16 protein-coding genes are annotated in these 17,334 nt (G+C 33.5%); 14 read left to right on the top strand and 2 right to left on the bottom strand.

The annotated features are described in order from the left end of the window. Positions 1 to 197: 197 nt before the first annotated feature. The 7 genes from CELAL_RS04845 to CELAL_RS22580 are packed head-to-tail and all read left to right on the top strand — an operon-like array spanning position 198 to position 8,509. A complete protein-coding gene (locus CELAL_RS04845; protein WP_013549792.1) occupies positions 198 to 1,226 on the top strand; it encodes a LacI family DNA-binding transcriptional regulator in 1,029 nt (342 codons plus the stop codon). Positions 1,227 to 1,245: 19 nt separating this feature from the next. Beyond that, positions 1,246 to 1,908: a beta-phosphoglucomutase gene (pgmB, locus tag CELAL_RS04840; RefSeq protein ID WP_013549791.1), complete on the top strand. Its 663-nt coding sequence runs from the start codon at positions 1,246 to 1,248 to the stop codon at positions 1,906 to 1,908. A gap of 60 nt (positions 1,909 to 1,968) precedes the next feature. Beyond that, on the top strand, positions 1,969 to 4,281 hold the full coding sequence (locus CELAL_RS04835; protein WP_013549790.1) for a glycoside hydrolase family 65 protein: 2,313 nt from the start codon (positions 1,969 to 1,971) through the stop codon (positions 4,279 to 4,281). A gap of 9 nt (positions 4,282 to 4,290) precedes the next feature. Continuing rightward, on the top strand, positions 4,291 to 6,162 hold the full coding sequence (locus CELAL_RS04830) for an alpha-amylase family protein (RefSeq protein WP_013549789.1): 1,872 nt from the start codon (positions 4,291 to 4,293) through the stop codon (positions 6,160 to 6,162). Between the two features lie 53 nt (positions 6,163 to 6,215). Further along, positions 6,216 to 6,911: a glycerophosphodiester phosphodiesterase gene (locus CELAL_RS04825; protein ID WP_245529678.1), complete on the top strand. Its 696-nt coding sequence runs from the start codon at positions 6,216 to 6,218 to the stop codon at positions 6,909 to 6,911. 3 nt (positions 6,912 to 6,914) lie between these two features. After that, positions 6,915 to 8,201 carry a BaiN/RdsA family NAD(P)/FAD-dependent oxidoreductase gene (locus CELAL_RS04820; RefSeq protein WP_013549787.1) on the top strand — a complete coding sequence of 429 codons (1,287 nt, stop codon included), beginning with the start codon at positions 6,915 to 6,917 and terminating at the stop codon, positions 8,199 to 8,201. A 5-nt stretch (positions 8,202 to 8,206) separates the two neighbouring features. Beyond that, positions 8,207 to 8,509, top strand: a complete 303-nt coding sequence (locus CELAL_RS22580; protein ID WP_013549786.1) for a DUF1697 domain-containing protein — start codon at positions 8,207 to 8,209, stop codon at positions 8,507 to 8,509. 240 nt (positions 8,510 to 8,749) lie between these two features. Here the strand turns inward: CELAL_RS22580 and CELAL_RS04805 are convergent, their stop codons facing one another. Then, entirely contained in the window at positions 8,750 to 9,223 is a 474-nt protein-coding gene (locus CELAL_RS04805) for a TspO/MBR family protein (protein WP_013549785.1), read from the bottom strand. 99 nt (positions 9,224 to 9,322) lie between these two features. Between CELAL_RS04805 and CELAL_RS04800 the strand changes: the two genes are divergently transcribed. From CELAL_RS04800 to CELAL_RS22315, 7 genes are all read left to right on the top strand, one after another. Next, positions 9,323 to 10,417, top strand: a complete 1,095-nt coding sequence (locus tag CELAL_RS04800) for a diphosphomevalonate/mevalonate 3,5-bisphosphate decarboxylase family protein (RefSeq protein ID WP_013549784.1) — start codon at positions 9,323 to 9,325, stop codon at positions 10,415 to 10,417. 133 nt (positions 10,418 to 10,550) lie between these two features. Beyond that, positions 10,551 to 11,489: a mevalonate kinase family protein gene (locus CELAL_RS04795; RefSeq protein WP_013549783.1), complete on the top strand. Its 939-nt coding sequence runs from the start codon at positions 10,551 to 10,553 to the stop codon at positions 11,487 to 11,489. Between the two features lie 170 nt (positions 11,490 to 11,659). Further along, the gene (locus CELAL_RS04790; RefSeq protein WP_013549782.1) at positions 11,660 to 12,565 is read left to right on the top strand and encodes a geranylgeranylglycerol-phosphate geranylgeranyltransferase; all 906 of its coding nucleotides are present in this window, start codon (positions 11,660 to 11,662) and stop codon (positions 12,563 to 12,565) included. Beyond that, on the top strand, positions 12,565 to 13,515 hold the full coding sequence (locus tag CELAL_RS04785; RefSeq protein ID WP_013549781.1) for a carbon-nitrogen hydrolase family protein: 951 nt from the start codon (positions 12,565 to 12,567) through the stop codon (positions 13,513 to 13,515). The genes CELAL_RS04790 and CELAL_RS04785 overlap by 1 nt, the downstream gene beginning before the upstream one ends. Positions 13,516 to 13,614: 99 nt before the next feature. Continuing rightward, positions 13,615 to 14,457 carry a pseudouridine synthase gene (locus tag CELAL_RS04780; RefSeq protein ID WP_013549780.1) on the top strand — a complete coding sequence of 281 codons (843 nt, stop codon included), beginning with the start codon at positions 13,615 to 13,617 and terminating at the stop codon, positions 14,455 to 14,457. Positions 14,458 to 14,469: 12 nt separating this feature from the next. Next, complete coding sequence (locus CELAL_RS04775; protein ID WP_013549779.1) at positions 14,470 to 14,886, top strand: hypothetical protein; 417 nt, start codon at positions 14,470 to 14,472, stop codon at positions 14,884 to 14,886. An 849-nt stretch (positions 14,887 to 15,735) separates the two neighbouring features. Then, the gene (locus CELAL_RS22315; protein WP_169311398.1) at positions 15,736 to 15,897 is read left to right on the top strand and encodes a hypothetical protein; all 162 of its coding nucleotides are present in this window, start codon (positions 15,736 to 15,738) and stop codon (positions 15,895 to 15,897) included. Between the two features lie 141 nt (positions 15,898 to 16,038). On the opposite strand, the gene argH is transcribed toward CELAL_RS22315, so the two are convergent. Continuing rightward, positions 16,039 to 17,319 (bottom strand): argininosuccinate lyase, encoded by a 1,281-nt coding sequence (gene argH / locus CELAL_RS04770; RefSeq protein ID WP_013549776.1) that lies wholly within the window; start codon positions 17,317 to 17,319, stop codon positions 16,039 to 16,041. Positions 17,320 to 17,334: the final 15 nt, after the last annotated feature.

The following is a 17,334-nucleotide window of genomic DNA, read 5'->3' as shown; positions in this document are numbered from 1 at the left end:
TCGGTAGATTAGATTTTTCTTAAAATTTTATAATTATTGTGAGAATTTGAAAATATAACTCTAAGATACGTATTTATTTTTTTCTTAATTTTTTTAGAATATCACGGCCAATTGTTAAAAAACTAATATTTGCTATGGGGTGCGTATTTATATGTTAATTTAACCTATTAATTGAAGTAACTACTCAAAATTTAAAAATGTTAAAGCGAAAAATCACTCTAAAGCACATTGCGCGAGAATTAGGAGTTTCAATCTCTACAGTTTCTAAAGCACTTAAAAATAGTGAAGAGATTAGTAGGGATACTAAAGAGAAAATTCAGGCCTTTGCAAAGCTTTATAATTACAAGCCAAATAATATAGCCATTAGTCTAAAGAATAAAAGCACTAAAAATATAGCGGTAATCATTCCAGATATTGTGCATCATTTTTTTACTACTGTTTTTCATGGTATAGAAAAAATAGCCAATGAAAAGGGGTACAATGTAATTATTTGTGTATCAGATGAATCTTTTGATAAGGAAGTAATTAACATGGAAATATTGGCTAATGGGAGTGTAGATGGTTTTATCATGTCTTTATCTTCCGAAACTCAACTTAAGAATGATTACAATCATTTAAAGGAGCTTACGGAGCAAGGTATCCCATTGGTTTTGTTTGATCGGGTTACGGATGAGGTTGCATGCGATAAGGTTTTAATAAATGATAGAGATGGTGCGTATAGATCGGTTAAGAAACTAATTGAAAATGGCAAAAAGAGGATTGCTCTTGTCGCTACCGAAGACTATTTAAGTGTGAGCAAAGAAAGAGCTGATGGTTACTTTCAAGCTTTGAAAGAATTTAATATTGAAGTAAAAGAAAGCCTGATTTTGAAATTGCCTTCTATGAGTAGTGTTGAAGGCGATGCTATGGAGAACTTTTTTAAAAATGAAAAAGTAGATGCTGTTTTGTGTGTAAATGAGATTTATGCAATTCATGGAATGCGTATCGCTCAAAAATTAGGATTTAATATTCCACAGGATATTGAATTTATAGGTTTTACAGATGGTATTTTATCTAAATTCTCAAACCCTACTCTTACTGCAGTTGCGCAGCATGGAGAAAAAATGGGTGAGATAGCTGCGGAAATGTTGATTGAAAAGATAGAAAGCGATAATGAGGTAGAAACTTATCGTACTGAAATTCTAGAGCCTACAATAATAGAAAGAGAATCAACACTTAATGCGTAAAAAATAACACGTTTAAAAAATGAATACTATTAAAACTGGTTTTATTTTCGATTTAGATGGTGTCATCGTAGATACTGCAAAATATCATTATTTAGCATGGAGAAAGCTTGCTAATGAATTGGGTTTTGAGTTTACTCATGAGCAAAATGAACTTTTTAAAGGAGTAAGTAGAAAACGATGTTTAGAAATTTTATTAGCTATAGGTAAAATTAAAGCAACCCAAGAACAGTTTGATTCTTGGATGATTGAAAAAAACGTAGATTACCTGGCTTATATTGAAAACATGGATGTCTCTGAGATTTTACCTGATGTTCCTAAAGTATTGGATTATCTAAAGCATAAAAATATCCCTATTGCCTTAGGTTCTGCAAGTAAGAATGCAAAGCCAATATTAGAGAAGGTAAACTTATTGTCTTATTTTGATGTACTAGTGGATGGTAATAATGTTACCAAAGCTAAACCAGATCCTGAAGTATTCCTAATTGCTGCAAAACAATTAGGGGTAAAACCATGCAATTGTATTGTTTTTGAAGATGCAGTAGCGGGAATAGAGGCGGCTAACGCTGCAGGAATGATTAGTATTGGTATTGGTGATGCCGAAATATTAAACCAGGCAAAATATAATTTTAAAGATTTTACAGAAATAAGCCTTTCATTTTTAGATACACTAATTATAGAATAGTGCAATCGACCATCGTTTTAGATGCTTTTATATTAAAATAAAATATTATAATTTAAAAAAATGAATCAAGATTATATAAAACCAGACGTTTGGTCAATTATAGAAGAAGGTTTTGATAAAGAACGTGTAAAGTCTTCCGAAAGTTTATTTAGTATGGGTAATGGTGCAATGGGGCAACGTGCTAATTTTGAAGAGAAATACACGGGGCATACGTTTCAAGGAAGTTATATTGCAGGGGTTTACTACCCCGATAAAACGCGTGTTGGTTGGTGGAAAAATGGCTATCCTGAATATTTCGCTAAAGTATTAAATGCACCAAACTGGATAGGGATTGATGTTAGGATTAATGGAGAGTACCTGGATCTTAATACTTGTAAAGCTGTTTCAGGGTATAGGCGAGAACTAAACATGAAAGAGGGTTGGTATCAACGTTCTTTCGAAGCTGTCCTACCTAATAATATTAAAATTACGGTTAAGGCAACCCGATTTTTAAGTTTAGCTTTTAATGAGATAGGAGCAATAGCATATGAAGTAACTCCGCTTGAAATAGATGCGGAAGTAATCTTTGAGCCTTACTTAGATAGTGGTATTACTAATGAGGATAGTAATTGGGATGATAAGTTCTGGAATACCACATCTATTACGGCTGAAGGTGGTCAAGCTTTTATAGAAGCACATACCATGAAGACCAATTTTGCCACCTGTACGTTTATGCAGTCTCAATTGATTTATAATGGCGAAGTAACTATTCAAACCCCTGTAGAATCTAAGACGGAATTTTTAGTTAAACACTCCTATGTTCAACACGTTAAAAAAGGAGAAACTGTTGCGCTTCATAAATTTGGTGGGTATACTGTAGATAGAAACCACAAGCCATTAGAATTAATAAAAGCAGCAAAAACAGCATTAAAAAAGGTGTTAGATTTAGGTTTCGATGCACTTCTAGATACTCAAAAATTAGCTTGGGCAAATATCTGGGAGATGAGTGATATCACTATTGTAGGAGATGTAAAAGCACAACAGGGTATCCGATTTAATATATTTCAATTGAACCAAACCTATTTAGGAACAGATTCTCGTTTAAATATTGGTCCTAAAGGGTTTACAGGAGAAAAGTATGGTGGTAGTACCTATTGGGATACAGAGGCATATTGCATTCCGTTTTATATGGCGACTAAGGAACCGAAAGTGGCACGTAATCTTTTAGAATACCGCTACAATCATTTAGAAAAAGCGATTGAAAATGCTCAGAAATTAGGCTTCTCTAAAGGTGCTGCATTGTATCCTATGGTAACAATGAACGGGGAAGAGTGCCATAATGAATGGGAAATTACTTTTGAAGAAATCCATAGAAATGGTGCTATTGCTTTTGCAATTTATAATTATTACCGGTACACGGGAGATTATACTTACATTCCAGAAATGGGGCTAGAGGTACTTATTGGTATTGCACGTTTTTGGCATCAAAGAGCTACTTTTTCTACACAGAAAGATAAGTATGTAATCTTGGGAGTTACAGGTCCTAATGAATACGAAAATAACGTTAACAATAATTGGTATACTAATTATTTAGCCAAATGGTGTATTACTTATACTTTAGAGCAACTACAGAAAGTAAAAGAAGGTTATTCTGATGATTACCATAGAATTATTGGGGTAACAAAACTTAATGATACAGAGCTAGAGAAATGGGCAGTGGTAGCGGGTAATATGTACTTTCCGTTTTCAAAGGAACATGGTATTTACCTCCAGCAGGATGGGTTCTTAGATAAAGAATTAATACCGGTGGCTAATTTGCCAAAATCTCAACGTCCTATTAATCAAAAATGGAGTTGGGACCGAATTTTACGTTCTCCATATATTAAGCAAGCAGATACGTTGCAAGGGTTTTATCTTTTCGAAGATCAATTTTCTATAGAAGCTTTAGAAAAACATTTCGACTTTTACGAACCATTTACGGTACATGAATCATCATTATCTCCTTGTGTACATAGTATACAAGCATCTAAGTTAAATAGAATGCAGCAGGCATATATGTTTTATTTGCGTACTTCTCGTTTAGATTTAGATGATTACAATAAAGAAGTAGAAGAGGGCTTACATATTACGTCTATGGCGGGTACTTGGATGAGTATTGTGGAAGGTTTTGGGGGTATGCGTGTGGTAAAAGATAAATTATCTTTCACTCCTAGAATTCCAGAACAATGGGAGGCATATTCGTTTAAAATAAATTTTAGGAATCGGATTCTAAAAGTTGCCGTTTCACAAAAAGAAACTAAATTTCAATTGGAAGGTGCAGAAGAAACATCAATACGTGTTAACGGAAAACGTGTGGTTATAGCTCCGAATAAAGAAACAGTAGTTTCTAATTAAGGGGTGTCGATGAAAAAATGGTATACTTTACTCGTTTTAGTCGTAGTATTTGCCTGTAAGAATGATAAAAAAGAAGAAAAAATCATGAAACCTACAAGTTCAATTAAAAAGAAAGAAGTGGTGTACCAGGTGTTTACACGACTTTTTGGAAATACAAATACGACCAATAAACCTTGGGGAACTATTGAGGAAAACGGAGTAGGTAAATTTTCTGATTTTTCAGAAAAAGCGCTAAACCAAATTAAAGATTTAGGGGTAACCCATATTTGGTATACAGGTGTTCCGCATCATGATGTGATTAGGGATTACACGGCAATTGGTATCTCTAATGACGACCCAGATATCGTGAAAGGGAGAGCGGGTTCTCCTTATGCAGTGAAGGATTATTACAATGTAAATCCTGATTTGGCAGATGACCCAAAAAATAGATTAAAAGAGTTTCAAGATTTAATTAAGCGATCACATAAAGTTGGTTTAAAAGTAATTATTGATATCGTTCCAAATCATGTGGCTCGTAATTACGAAGGGAAAACCACTCCAAAAGGAAAGGAGCCTTTCGGAGCATCAGATGATACCTCGGTGGAATACCATCGTGATAATAATTTTTATTACATCCCGAATGCAGCGTTTCAAGTCCCACAATGGCAAGATGGATATTTGCCTTTAGGGGGTGAAAAAATAGATTTAGCAGACGGGAAATATACCGAGGTTCCAGCCAGATGGACGGGCAATGGATCCCGTTTAGCGCAACCAGATAGGAATGATTGGTATGAAACTGTAAAAGTTAACTACGGAGTACGTCCAGATGGTACTTATGATTTTGAGGTGCTTCCTGAAAATTTTGATACCAAAGATTATAAAGCACATTTTGAATTTTGGAAGGATAAAGACGTTCCTGATTCATGGATTAAATTTAAAGATATCGCATTATATTGGTTAGAAAAGGGAGTTGATGGCTTCCGTTTTGATATGGCAGAAATGGTTCCTGTAGAATTTTGGAGCTACATGAATTCTAGCATCAAAATGAAAAATTCAACGGCTTTTCTATTGGCAGAAGTGTATAATCCTGATTTGTATCGAGCCTATATTCATAAAGGTAAAATGGACTATCTGTATGATAAAGTAGAATTATATGATAGCCTCAAACATATTATGGAGGGCCATGGGTGGACAGATCATATAGAGACCGTAGAACATGGTATGAAAGATATTGAGCACCACATGCTTCGTTTCTTAGAAAATCATGATGAGCAGCGTATTGCAAGTCCTGAGTTTGCAGGAGACCCTAAAATTGCAAAACCTGCAATGGTAGTGTCTGCTACCTTGAGTACGGCGCCTACCATGATTTATTTTGGACAAGAAGTTGGGGAGCCTGCAGCAGAGCACGCTGGTTTTGGTAGTCCAAGTAGAACATCAATCTTTGATTATATTGGTGTGCCTACATTTCAACGTTGGGTCAATAATAAAAATTTTGATGGAGGACAATCTACAGAAGAAGAGAAAAACTTACGCGATTTTTATAAACGCTTATTAAGCTTTACCATTCAAAGTGATGCCTTAATGGGCGAATATCAAGAAATTCATTATTATAATAAAGATAATACTCCGGGTTATGATCACCGCTTATTTACTTTTTGTAGATGGTCGTCAGATGAAAAACTAATTATAGTGACAAATTTTGATAAGGAGAAATCTTATGATTTCACTTTAAAAGTACCAGAATTTATGATTGAAAAATGGGCACTAGCTCCTGGAGCATATCCAATGGAAGATCAGTTGTATCATACCATAGAACCTAATTTATTGGTCGAAGAGAATAAAACGGGTGCGTTCTCAATACAGATAAAACCTCTGGAGTCATTTATTTTTAGATTAAAATAATAGAAATGAAAATTAGATACTCGTTTCTTATTTTACTTATAGCTTGTTCTTGTATGGAAAATAAATCACCTTTAATCATTGGACATCGTGGTGCAATGGGTCATGAAACTGAAAATACAATTCCTTCAATCTATAGGGCTTTGGAATTAGGAGTAGATATGATAGAGATAGATGTCTTTAAAATTGCAAGCGGAGAAATAGTTGTTTTTCATGATGATACTGTTGAGCGTTTAACAGACGGGAAGGGAAATATAGAGACTTACTCTTGGGAACAACTGCAGAAGCTTACGGTTATAGGGAATCATAAAATACCTTTACTAACCGAAGTGATAACAGTAATAGATAGAAAGGTGTCTTTAAATATTGAACTAAAAGGAGCAGGTACCGCTAAAGAGGTAAATAGGATTATAGCAGACTTTATACAAAAAGGATGGACCTTAGAAGATTTTGTAATTTCTAGCTTTAATTGGGAAGAGCTTAAATTAATGCGGATTGAAAATGCTACTATTGCACTAGCCGTACTGATTGAAAATGACGATCCACGAGAAGCTATTCCGTTAGCAAAAGAATTAAAAGCAATAGCAATTAATCCTGATTATGAAAAATTAGATTTGGAAATTGCCAATGAAATAAGAGCAGCAGGATTTAAAATTTACCCTTGGACTGTAAACAAGCCCGAGGCAATTGAAGAAATGAAACGAATTGGCGTAGATGGTATGTTTACCAACTTTCCAGAAAGAATAAAGTAATTAATGTTTGATGTAATTGTAGTGGGTGGTGGAGCGGCTGGTTTTTATGCAGCGATTCATATCGCAGAAGCGAATCCAGAATTAAAAATTGCCATTTTAGAACGTGGTAAAGAAGTGTTGACCAAAGTAAAAATTTCAGGTGGAGGGCGCTGCAATGTGACCCATGCGGAATTTGATCCTAATGAATTGGTTAAAAATTATCCAAGAGGAGAGAAAGAGCTTCGGGGCCCTTTTCATACCTATTGTAGTGGGGATACTATTGCTTTTTTTGATAAAAGAGGAATTACACTTAAGATTGAAGAAGATGGTAGAATGTTTCCGGAAAGTAATACCTCTCAAACTATTATTGATTGTTTCATGAGTGAAGCAGAACGTTTAGGTATAAAATTGCTTAGAAACAGTTCTGTAGTTGCTATTGAAACTGTAGAAAAATCAGAAGAATCACCTTTAAAAGGGTGGATGATTGAGTCTATCCAAAAAAAATATTTTGCTAAAAAACTACTAGTTACTACAGGGAGTAATCCTAAAATATGGAAGCTTTTAGAGAAATTAGGGCATACGATAGTTCCGCCAGTCCCGTCTTTATTTACCTTTAATATAAAAGACGATCGTATAGAAGGTATTCCAGGAGTAAGTACGTATGCTTCTATAGAAGTGTTGGAGAAAACCTTACCAAGTAAAGTAACCATCCATCTAAAGAGTAAAGTGGCCTCTAGAGCATTATTAGTTTCAGATGGCCCCTTGTTAATTACCCATTGGGGAATGAGCGGTCCAGCAATTTTAAAGCTGTCTGCTTGGGGGGCTAGGATGCTAAATGATTGGGGTTATAAATTTAAAATCAGCGTAAACTGGTTGCCGGAATATGAGGAAGAAGGAATGTTGCAATTATTACTTCAAATAAAAGATGTAGAGGCTAAAAAAACCGTGTTGCGTACCAATGCAGTAGCTATTCCTAAAAGGCTTTGGGTTAATTTAGTAAAAGCTTCTGGAATTTCTGAAGCCGTAAAATGGGCAGATGTTACTAAGGTTCAGCTGCAACTATTGGCGAAAGAATTAACAGCTGGGGAATATAATGTAGATGGTAAAAGCACTTTTAAAGAAGAATTTGTTACTGCTGGAGGTGTAGCTTTAAAAGAAATTAATTTTAAAACCTATGAGAGTAAGGTAGTTGCTAATTTATTTTTTGCAGGAGAGGTTATTAATGTTGATGCTATCACTGGCGGTTTTAATTTTCAAAATGCGTGGACCAGTGGGTATATAGCTGCCCAAGCAATTGCTGCTAAAAAATAAGTTTTATGAAAACCTATATGTTGCTTTTACGAGGAATAAATGTTTCGGGTCAGAAAAAAATCAAAATGACAGGCCTAAAACAATCTTTAGAAAAGTTAGGTTTACAAAACGTTCAGACCTATATTCAAAGTGGAAATGTGGTTTTTGACTCAGCTATAACTTCAGAATCTAGTTTAGAAAAGTCCATTGAGAAATTAATTTTTGAGTCCTATAAATTTGAGGTTCCGGTGTTGGTGTTTGAGGCGAAAGAATTTGAAACTATTGTCAAAGGTTCTCCATATTTAGATTCAGAAACTGTTTTGAGGTAAATCATAGCTACTTTGTGCTACTTAAAACATTGCCAGCAGATTTTTTGGTAGCCCTATTAAACTCAGAAACGTTTTTGAATGAAGAGTTTGTCATTTCTGCAAAATGCATCTATTTAAATTGTAAAATAGGGTATGGGAAGGCTAAGTGTACTAATAATTTTTTTGAACGTAAGTTAAAGGTTCAAGCAACGACAAGAAATCTTAAAACGATGTCAAAATTAGTAGCGCTATCAAGTGTTGTTAATTAAGTTCCCAAATTTTATAATTTAACACTGTAGCAAAGCAAACCCAAAGTAAATAGGGGATAAGGAGATAGGCTGATGTTGTATTTACGACTTTAAACCAGCGGATAGTTAGTATGATAAGTAGTAGAAGAGTCAGAATAACAATCAGCGCCCAAAAGGGTTCTTTCAATCCAAAAAACACAATACTCCATAAGGCGTTAAAAAGTAATTGGAAAATAAAATGATACAAGGCAGTTTTTACCCAAATGTGATGAAATCCCTTGGCCCAAACTAATCCTGCGGCAACACCCATCATAACATATAAAACACTCCAAACGGGGGCAAAAATAGTATTAGGCGGATTAAAGCTAGGCTTGTTAAGCAAAGGATACCAATCTAAAATAGATGCCTTGGTGGCAAAACCAGATAAAAATCCTATCACCAAACAAATGGCAATAGCAATGCTGATATAATATAGTTGTTTTTTCACAATATAAGTGGCTGTCTCGCAACTAAAATAGCGATTTAATTCTAATGATAATCATGGAATAGTACTTAAAAACTATCTTTGTAAGAAAATTGAAATTTCATGATTGAAAAAGACTTTATTCCTTCAGCATATAACCATACGATTACAGAGGGTAAAGTAAGCTACAAATCACCCAGTAATATAGCCTTAGTCAAATATTGGGGGAAAAAAGAAAATCAATTACCGCAAAACCCTTCTATAAGCTTTACGTTAGATGCTTGCGCAACAACAACTAAAATATCTTTTAAGAGATTAAATAAACCAAGTGAAGAGTATTCATTTGATTTATTATTTGAAGGAAATTCAAAGGAAGATTTTAAACCAAAGATCAAAATTTTTTTCACTAGAATAGAAGTTTATTTGCCCTTTTTAAAAGAATATCATTTCACGATTGAAACTTCAAATTCTTTCCCGCATAGCAGTGGTATTGCATCTTCCGCAAGTGGGATGTCTGCACTAGCCTTGTGTCTGGTAGCTCTGGAAAAGCAGCTTAATCCTGAAATGAGTGATGATTTTTTTACTAAAAAAGTATCTTTTTTAGCAAGATTAGGGTCGGGGAGTGCCTGTAGAAGTATTGAAGGTGATATAGTGCAGTGGGGAAATCATGAAAATACGGAGGGAAGTTCAGATTTATTCGGAATTAAATATCCATATAAAGTTCATGATAATTTTAAACGTTTTCATGATACGATCTTGCTAGTAGATAAAGGTCAAAAGCAAGTGAGTAGTACTGTTGGACATAATTTGATGCACAACCACCCATTTGCTACACAGCGATTTAAGCAGGCCCATGAAAATTTAGATAAATTGATTGCTGTTTTTGAAAGTGGAGATTTAAAAGAATTTATTGCCATTGTAGAGAGTGAGGCTTTAACGTTACATGCAATGATGATGACTAGTATGCCTAATTTTATCTTAATGAAACCAAATACATTAGAAATAATTAATAAGATTTGGGAATTCAGAGAAAAATCGAACTCCAATGTTTGTTTTACTTTAGATGCTGGCGCCAATGTTCATGTGCTTTATCCTGAAAATGAAAAGGATGTGGTTTTTCAATTTATTAAAGATGAGTTAATTGGATATTGTGAAAACCAGCAGTATATTTGCGATCGAATTGGATTTGGTGCTAAACAATTAAAAATGAATGCATAACAAGAGTAATTTAAGCTAATTATTTACGTTATCAATTAAAGTATATTCTGATTGTTACAGTTATAATTTGGATGAAGCCCATTTAAATTGTAATAATTTGTTAATTTAGTATCAAGTCAAAACTATAAAAAAGGTGAAGGGACCATTATTTTATTCAAAAATTTTACTTTTCGGAGAATATGGAATTATAAAAGATTCCAAGGGACTTTCTATACCTTATAATTTCTTTAAAGGTGCTTTAAAGACAGATGATAATTTGTCAGAGGAAGCAAAAAAATCGAACAGTAGTTTAGATAGATTTGCTCAGTATCTTGAGCAGCTATCTATTAAAAATCCGGATTTAGTAGTTTTTGATATTGAATTACTTAAAAAGGATGTAGCAGAAGGAATGTATTTTGATAGTTCTATACCTCAAGGGTATGGGGTAGGGAGTAGTGGTGCTTTAGTAGCTGCTATTTATGATAAATATGCTTTTGATAAAATAACTGTTTTAGAAAACCTTACGAGAGAAAAATTATTGACCTTAAAGACCGTTTTCGGAAAAATGGAATCATTTTTTCATGGAAAATCTTCTGGGTTAGATCCTTTAAATAGTTATTTAAGTCTTCCTATTTTAATCAATTCTAAAGATAATATTGAGTCTACCAGTATTCCTTCTCAAAATGCTGAGGGTAAAGGTGCTGTGTTTTTGTTAGATAGTGGTATTGTTGGCGAGACTGCGCCAATGGTGCAAATCTTCATGGAGCAAATGAAAGAGAAAGGGTTCCGTAAAATGTTAAAAGATCAATTTATAAAACATACTGATGCTTGTGTAGAGGATTTTGTTAGTGGCAATATGAGTTCACTTTTCGGAAATTTAAAACAACTCTCTCATGTTGTTTTGGATAACTTTAAACCTATGATTCCTGTAGAATTTCATAAACTTTGGAAACATGGGATAGATACCAATGAGTATTATTTAAAACTTTGTGGTTCAGGTGGTGGCGGCTATATCCTAGGGTTTACAGAAGACTTTGAGAAAGCAGAGAAATCTTTGAAGGGTCATAAATTAGAAGTAGTCTATAACTTCTAAGGAACCCAATACCATCAAATTTTTAAATGTCGTCTTAAAAATTTAAATTATTTTGTCCAGTTTAAGAGTAAAATATAAGTATAGCAATAACTATGGTTCTCTTTTGCGATGACAAATGAGCGAGAAAGAAATGGATTTTATGCGATACTCTAATGTTAAATTGCTGAAACATGCTTAATAGAAAAAACAAGCTCCTGCTTTTAAAGTTATTGAGTCTGTTTTCTGTAGTTAGAGGGTACAATATTTTAATTATTGTAATTGCTCAATACCTAGCATCTATCTATATTTTATCACCTAATTTACCACTACGTAAAGTGGTTTTTGATTTCAATCTTTTTCTTATAGTTTTATCTTCTTCAATGGTCATTGCAGCAGGGTATATTATCAATAATTTTTATGATGCAGAGAAAGATTTAATCAATAAGCCGCATAAAACTATGTTAGATAGATTGGTGAGTCAGCGTTTCAAGCTAAGTACTTATTTTATTCTAAATTTTTTATCAGTACTCGTAGCAAGTTATGTCTCTTTTAAGGCAGTTTTATTTTTTTCGTCTTATATATTCGGAATTTGGGTGTATTCACACAAATTGAAAAGAATTCCGTTTATTGGAAATTTTATTTCGGCAACACTTGCTGTAGCGCCATTTTTTGTTGTTTTCGTATACTATAGAAATTTTGAGCATGTAATATTTGTTCATGCGTTATTTCTATTTTTAGTGATTCTAGCGCGAGAATTAATTAAAGATTTAGAGAATATAGCAGGAGATATTGCTCAGAATTATAAAACAATACCTATTCTCTACGGAGAAAATACATCAAAGACGATAATCGGAATCTTATTTTTATTGACTTTAATACCATCTGTATTATTAATTTTAAAATTTGATGTTGGTTATATGTACATCTACTTTATAGCATGTGTTATTCTATTGTTATTATGCCTTGTATTATTATTGCGCTCCGATTCTAAAAAGCATTATATTCTACTACACAATATTCTTAAATTTATAATTATAGCGGGGGTTTTTAGTATCTTGTTAATCAATGTAAATCTGGTATTAAATAGAATTTTATAATGAATAATTTACTAAAAGTAGCCTTGGCGCAAATTGCTCCAGTGTGGTTAGATAAAGCAGCAACTTTAAAGAAAATTGAAGCTTCTATTATAGAAGCGGCAAACGAAAAAGCAGAATTAGTAATCTTTGGCGAAGCGCTATTACCTGGTTATCCTTTTTGGTTGGCATTAACGGATGGTGCTACTTGGGATTTAAAAGTAAATAAAGAAATTCATGCACATTATGTTCGTAATGCCATACAAGTAGAGGCAGGAGAACTTGACTCAGTTTGTAAATTAGCTAAAGAACATGGCATTGCTATTTATTTGGGTATCATGGAGCGCGCAAAAAATAGAGGAGGTCATAGCATTTATTGCTCTTTAGTTTATATTAATGAATTGGGAGAAATAAAATCTGTTCATCGTAAATTACAACCTACCTATGATGAGCGTTTAACGTGGGCTCCTGGAGATGGTAATGGTTTACAAGTGCATCCACTAAAAGAATTTACAGTGGGTGGATTAAATTGCTGGGAAAATTGGATGCCATTGCCTAGAACTGCATTATATGGTTTAGGTGAAAATCTGCATATTGCAGTGTGGCCAGGTAGTGATCATAATACAAAAGACATTACGCGTTTTATTGCCCGCGAGTCGCGTAGTTTTGTAATTTCAGTATCCTCCTTAATGAAAAAAAGTGATTTCCCTAAAAATACACCGCACCTCGATAAAATTCTAGAAAAATCTCCTGAAGTCTTAGCTAACGGTGGTTCCTGTATTGCCGGACCTGATGGCGAATGGCTTGTGAAACCTGTTTTGGATACAGAAGGGCTTATCTATCATACTTTAGACTTTAATAGGGTGTATGAAGAACGTCAGAATTTTGATGTAGTAGGCCATTATTCAAGACCAGATGTAACCAGGTTAACGGTTAATAGAGAACGGCAATCTACTGTAGAATACAACGATTAAGTGTTATTTTTAACTTTATATAACCGAGACAGTTAAATCACGGGCTAGATTGCTTATACATCCGATTTCCTTTATTACCTTTGCGGAAATATTTTAGTTATGAGTAGGTCAGATTCCAATAATGATAATAAGTCATCAGGAAGACAGGGAGGTACATTTAGAAAGAAAAGCTATGCCAGAGGCAATGCTCCAATGAAGAAGAACGTTGAAACAAGAAAACCTTCTAACCCTAATGTTTTAAGACTAAATAGATATGTAGCAAATTCAGGTGTTTGTTCTCGTAGAGAAGCTGATATCTATATTGCTGCAGGTAGTGTTACTGTAAATGGTAAGCCTGTTATTGAAATGGGCTATAAAGTTCAATTGTCAGATGAGGTTCGTTTTGATGGCCGACTTTTAAATCCGATCAAAAAAGAATATGTAGTACTTAATAAGCCTAAAGATTTTGCAACCTCTACAAGAGACGGTGCTGGTAACCGTACTGCAATGGGCTTAGTTTCTAACGCTTCAAAAGCAAAATTACTTCCTGTAGGTAAAATGGATAAATCCTCTACAGGTTTGTTGTTATTTACTAATGATGGAGATTTGACGGCTCGTTTAAACTCACCTAAAAATGGTTTGCGTAAAATATTCCACGTAGAGTTAACGAAACCTTTAAAAAGTACAGATCTTAAGCGTATTAAAGAAGGTATTGAAATAGAAGAGAGTGTTGTAAGAATACAAGATATTAGTTATATCGAGAATGCTCCTAAAACACAAGTTGGTGTTGAAATATTCAGTACAAGAAACAATATTGTACGTAGACTATTTGAAAAATTAGACTATGATGTAGTTAAGCTAGACCTTGTGGTATATGCGGGACTTACAAAAAAAGATTTACCACGTGGACACTGGAGACCTTTGACCGAGCAAGAAATTATCAACTTAGGAATGATAAAATAATAGTTGCTTAACATGTTAAAGAAAAAACCACATTTAGTTTTATGGTTCATTGGTGCTATATTGGCTGTAGGTTGTTGTATTTCTTATTTATTTAAGATTGACACCAATTTTTTATTGACGATAGGAGATATTTATTTAGTAGTAGCACACTCTCATATATTTCTTTTAGGATCACTTTGGTTTTTATTATGTGGTTTTGGTTATTTTATCTTACATAAGTATGAAATAGAGCCCATTTATTCACTCACAAAAATTCATTTAGGAGCAACTTTATTAAGTTTGCTTGGCATCGTTGTAGATCAGTTTACAAATAATGATGGGGTAGAAAGTGTAATAGCTTGGGCATCAATTTTAATCTTCCTTGTAGCACAAACAATCTATTTTGTAAATATAGCTATGGCGACTGTTTTAAAAGTGAGGGTGAAGTAGATTAGTTGTATTTTGAAAATTAAGAATATATACTCACTCAAAGAAAAGCCACATATTATTCTTTGGTTTTTTGCTGCGCTATGTTTTGTTATTTATTCTTTGAGCTATTTTTTTAATTATGATTCAACGATTGATATAAATTATTACGATACCTATTATGTGATCTCTAAAAGTTCATTACTGCAGGCATTCGGGTATTGGTTTTTTGTCTGTGGTATTGGTTATTTTCTTTTGAAGTATTATAACAAGAGAATGTTTTCTTGGTTGAGTAGGGGTCATCTGTTGATGAGCTTACTTGCCTTCACATTGTTACTATTAGAATACAGTACTGTGAATTTTTTAAGTCCTTCAAAACGATTTTATGAGATTACAGTATATCCTGACACTTTAAATTATCTTGGTATACTACTCTTCATAATAGCTCAAATTACCTATTTTATTCACATCCTTCTAAGTGTTTTTAGAAAGTAACAAGCTTGATAAAAAGAACTGAATCAATAGGGTATCCTTCACAAAATTGATAATTAGGTACAAACCCATGGGTATTTTCTAATATAGATTTTTGTACTTAGCTTATAGTTACTTATACACCAGACACTATCAAAAATATACTCCAGCCAGGAAAAGAGATTAATCTGTAGTGACACCTGATTTTATTTTTTTTTAAGGAATAGCAGAGCCCAAACTGGACATTAATGGAAGTCCATTTCTAAAGGATGAATTAAGCGATTGATTTTAAGTGTTTTATAGTAAAAATTCTAGTTGTTTAAAGTCAATGTGTTAAGATTTAATTCATTTCAACAAGGAGTATTTTCCACTTGTGGCTACCTTGCCTTTAAAATAAATAACATGAAAATTACTCCACTAATAGGAATGGCAAAATTGTTTGTCAAAAGCAAGAAAATAAAACTCGTACTTATAGGTGCTCAATTTGGATATATGGGCTATAAATATTTAAAAAGTAGAAAGCGAAAAAGAAATTCTGTAAAAGCACTGAAGACAGCGCAATAGAATTTTTCAGTTAGAGCACTGAGTGTTCTTCAGCTTTGTAGAGGAGCAGATAAAAAAAATACTAGCAGACGATTTTAAGAAATTGTCTGCTAGCATGGTTATTTAGTAGAATAAAAAATAATCCTTTTAAAGCTGTAATGGTTACATGATATCTTCCATTTTCTTTCGGATATCATTTAGACATAAGTTGCCTAAACTACCTTCATGGGTGTGTTTTATATCACGCTTGGGCGTAAATCTACCTTCATGAATTTCTGTACCCATTTGTTTGTATGCATCGCGAAAAGGAATGCCACTTAAAACCAATTCATTTAAAGTGTCTACGCTAAATAAATAATCATATTTAGGATCTTCCAGAATGTTTTGATTTACTCTAACTTCTTTTAAACTGAACGTTAAGATTTCTATACAAGCTCTTAAATCTTGAATTGCAGGTACAATTACTTCTTTTACCAATTGTAAATCGCGGTGATACCCACTAGGTAAATTTGTTAAGATTAAAGCCAGTTGATTAGGGACTCCTTGTAGCTTATTGCATTTACCTCGTACCAGTTCAAAAACATCAGGATTTTTCTTGTGTGGCATAATGCTAGAGCCTGTTGTAAGTTCATCAGGGAAAGAAATAAAATTAAAATTCTGACTCATATACAAACAGATATCCATTCCCATTTTGGATAAGGTAGCAGCTATACTGCTTATGCCAAAAGCCGTGGCTTTCTCAACTTTTCCACGTCCCATTTGTGCGGCAACAACATTGTATTTTAAATTTGCAAAACCCATTTCTTTCGTCGTAAAAGTCCTGTCAACAGGAAAAGAACTACCATAACCAGCAGCACTACCTAAAGGGTTTTGATCTGCTATTTTGTAAGCTGCATCAATAAAATACAAATCATCAATTAAACTTTCTGCATAGGCAGAAAACCATAAGCCAAAAGAAGACGGCATTGCAATTTGTAAATGAGTATAGCCAGGGATTAAAACCGACTTATATTTATCAGCTAAATTTAATAATAGGTCAAAAAGTATTTTTGTCTCAGATTTTATTTCTGCTAACTCATTCTTTAAATACAAATGCATCGCTACTAAAACCTGATCATTTCTGGAACGTGCTGTGTGAATTTTTTTACCGGTATCGCCTAGCTTTTCGGTTAGCACATACTCGATTTTAGAATGCATATCTTCAAAAGAATCTTCAATGATAAATTCTCCTTTTTCAATACTTTTACCAATATTGGCAAGTTCTTTTACAAGGCTATCGGTTTCATCTTTCGTTAGTAAGCCAATCCTGCCTAACATTTTGGCATGTGCTGTAGATGCTATTACATCATATTTAGCCAATAATAAATCTAATTCGCGATCATTACCTACTGTGAAATGATCAATTTTCTTATCGGTGCTAAATCCTTTATCCCAAAGTTTCATAAGTCGTTTGTCAAG

Origin of the sequence: Cellulophaga algicola DSM 14237 (genome assembly GCF_000186265.1) — a bacterium.
Taxonomy (GTDB): domain Bacteria; phylum Bacteroidota; class Bacteroidia; order Flavobacteriales; family Flavobacteriaceae; genus Cellulophaga; species Cellulophaga algicola.
This window is presented reverse-complemented; position numbering and strand designations above follow the sequence as displayed.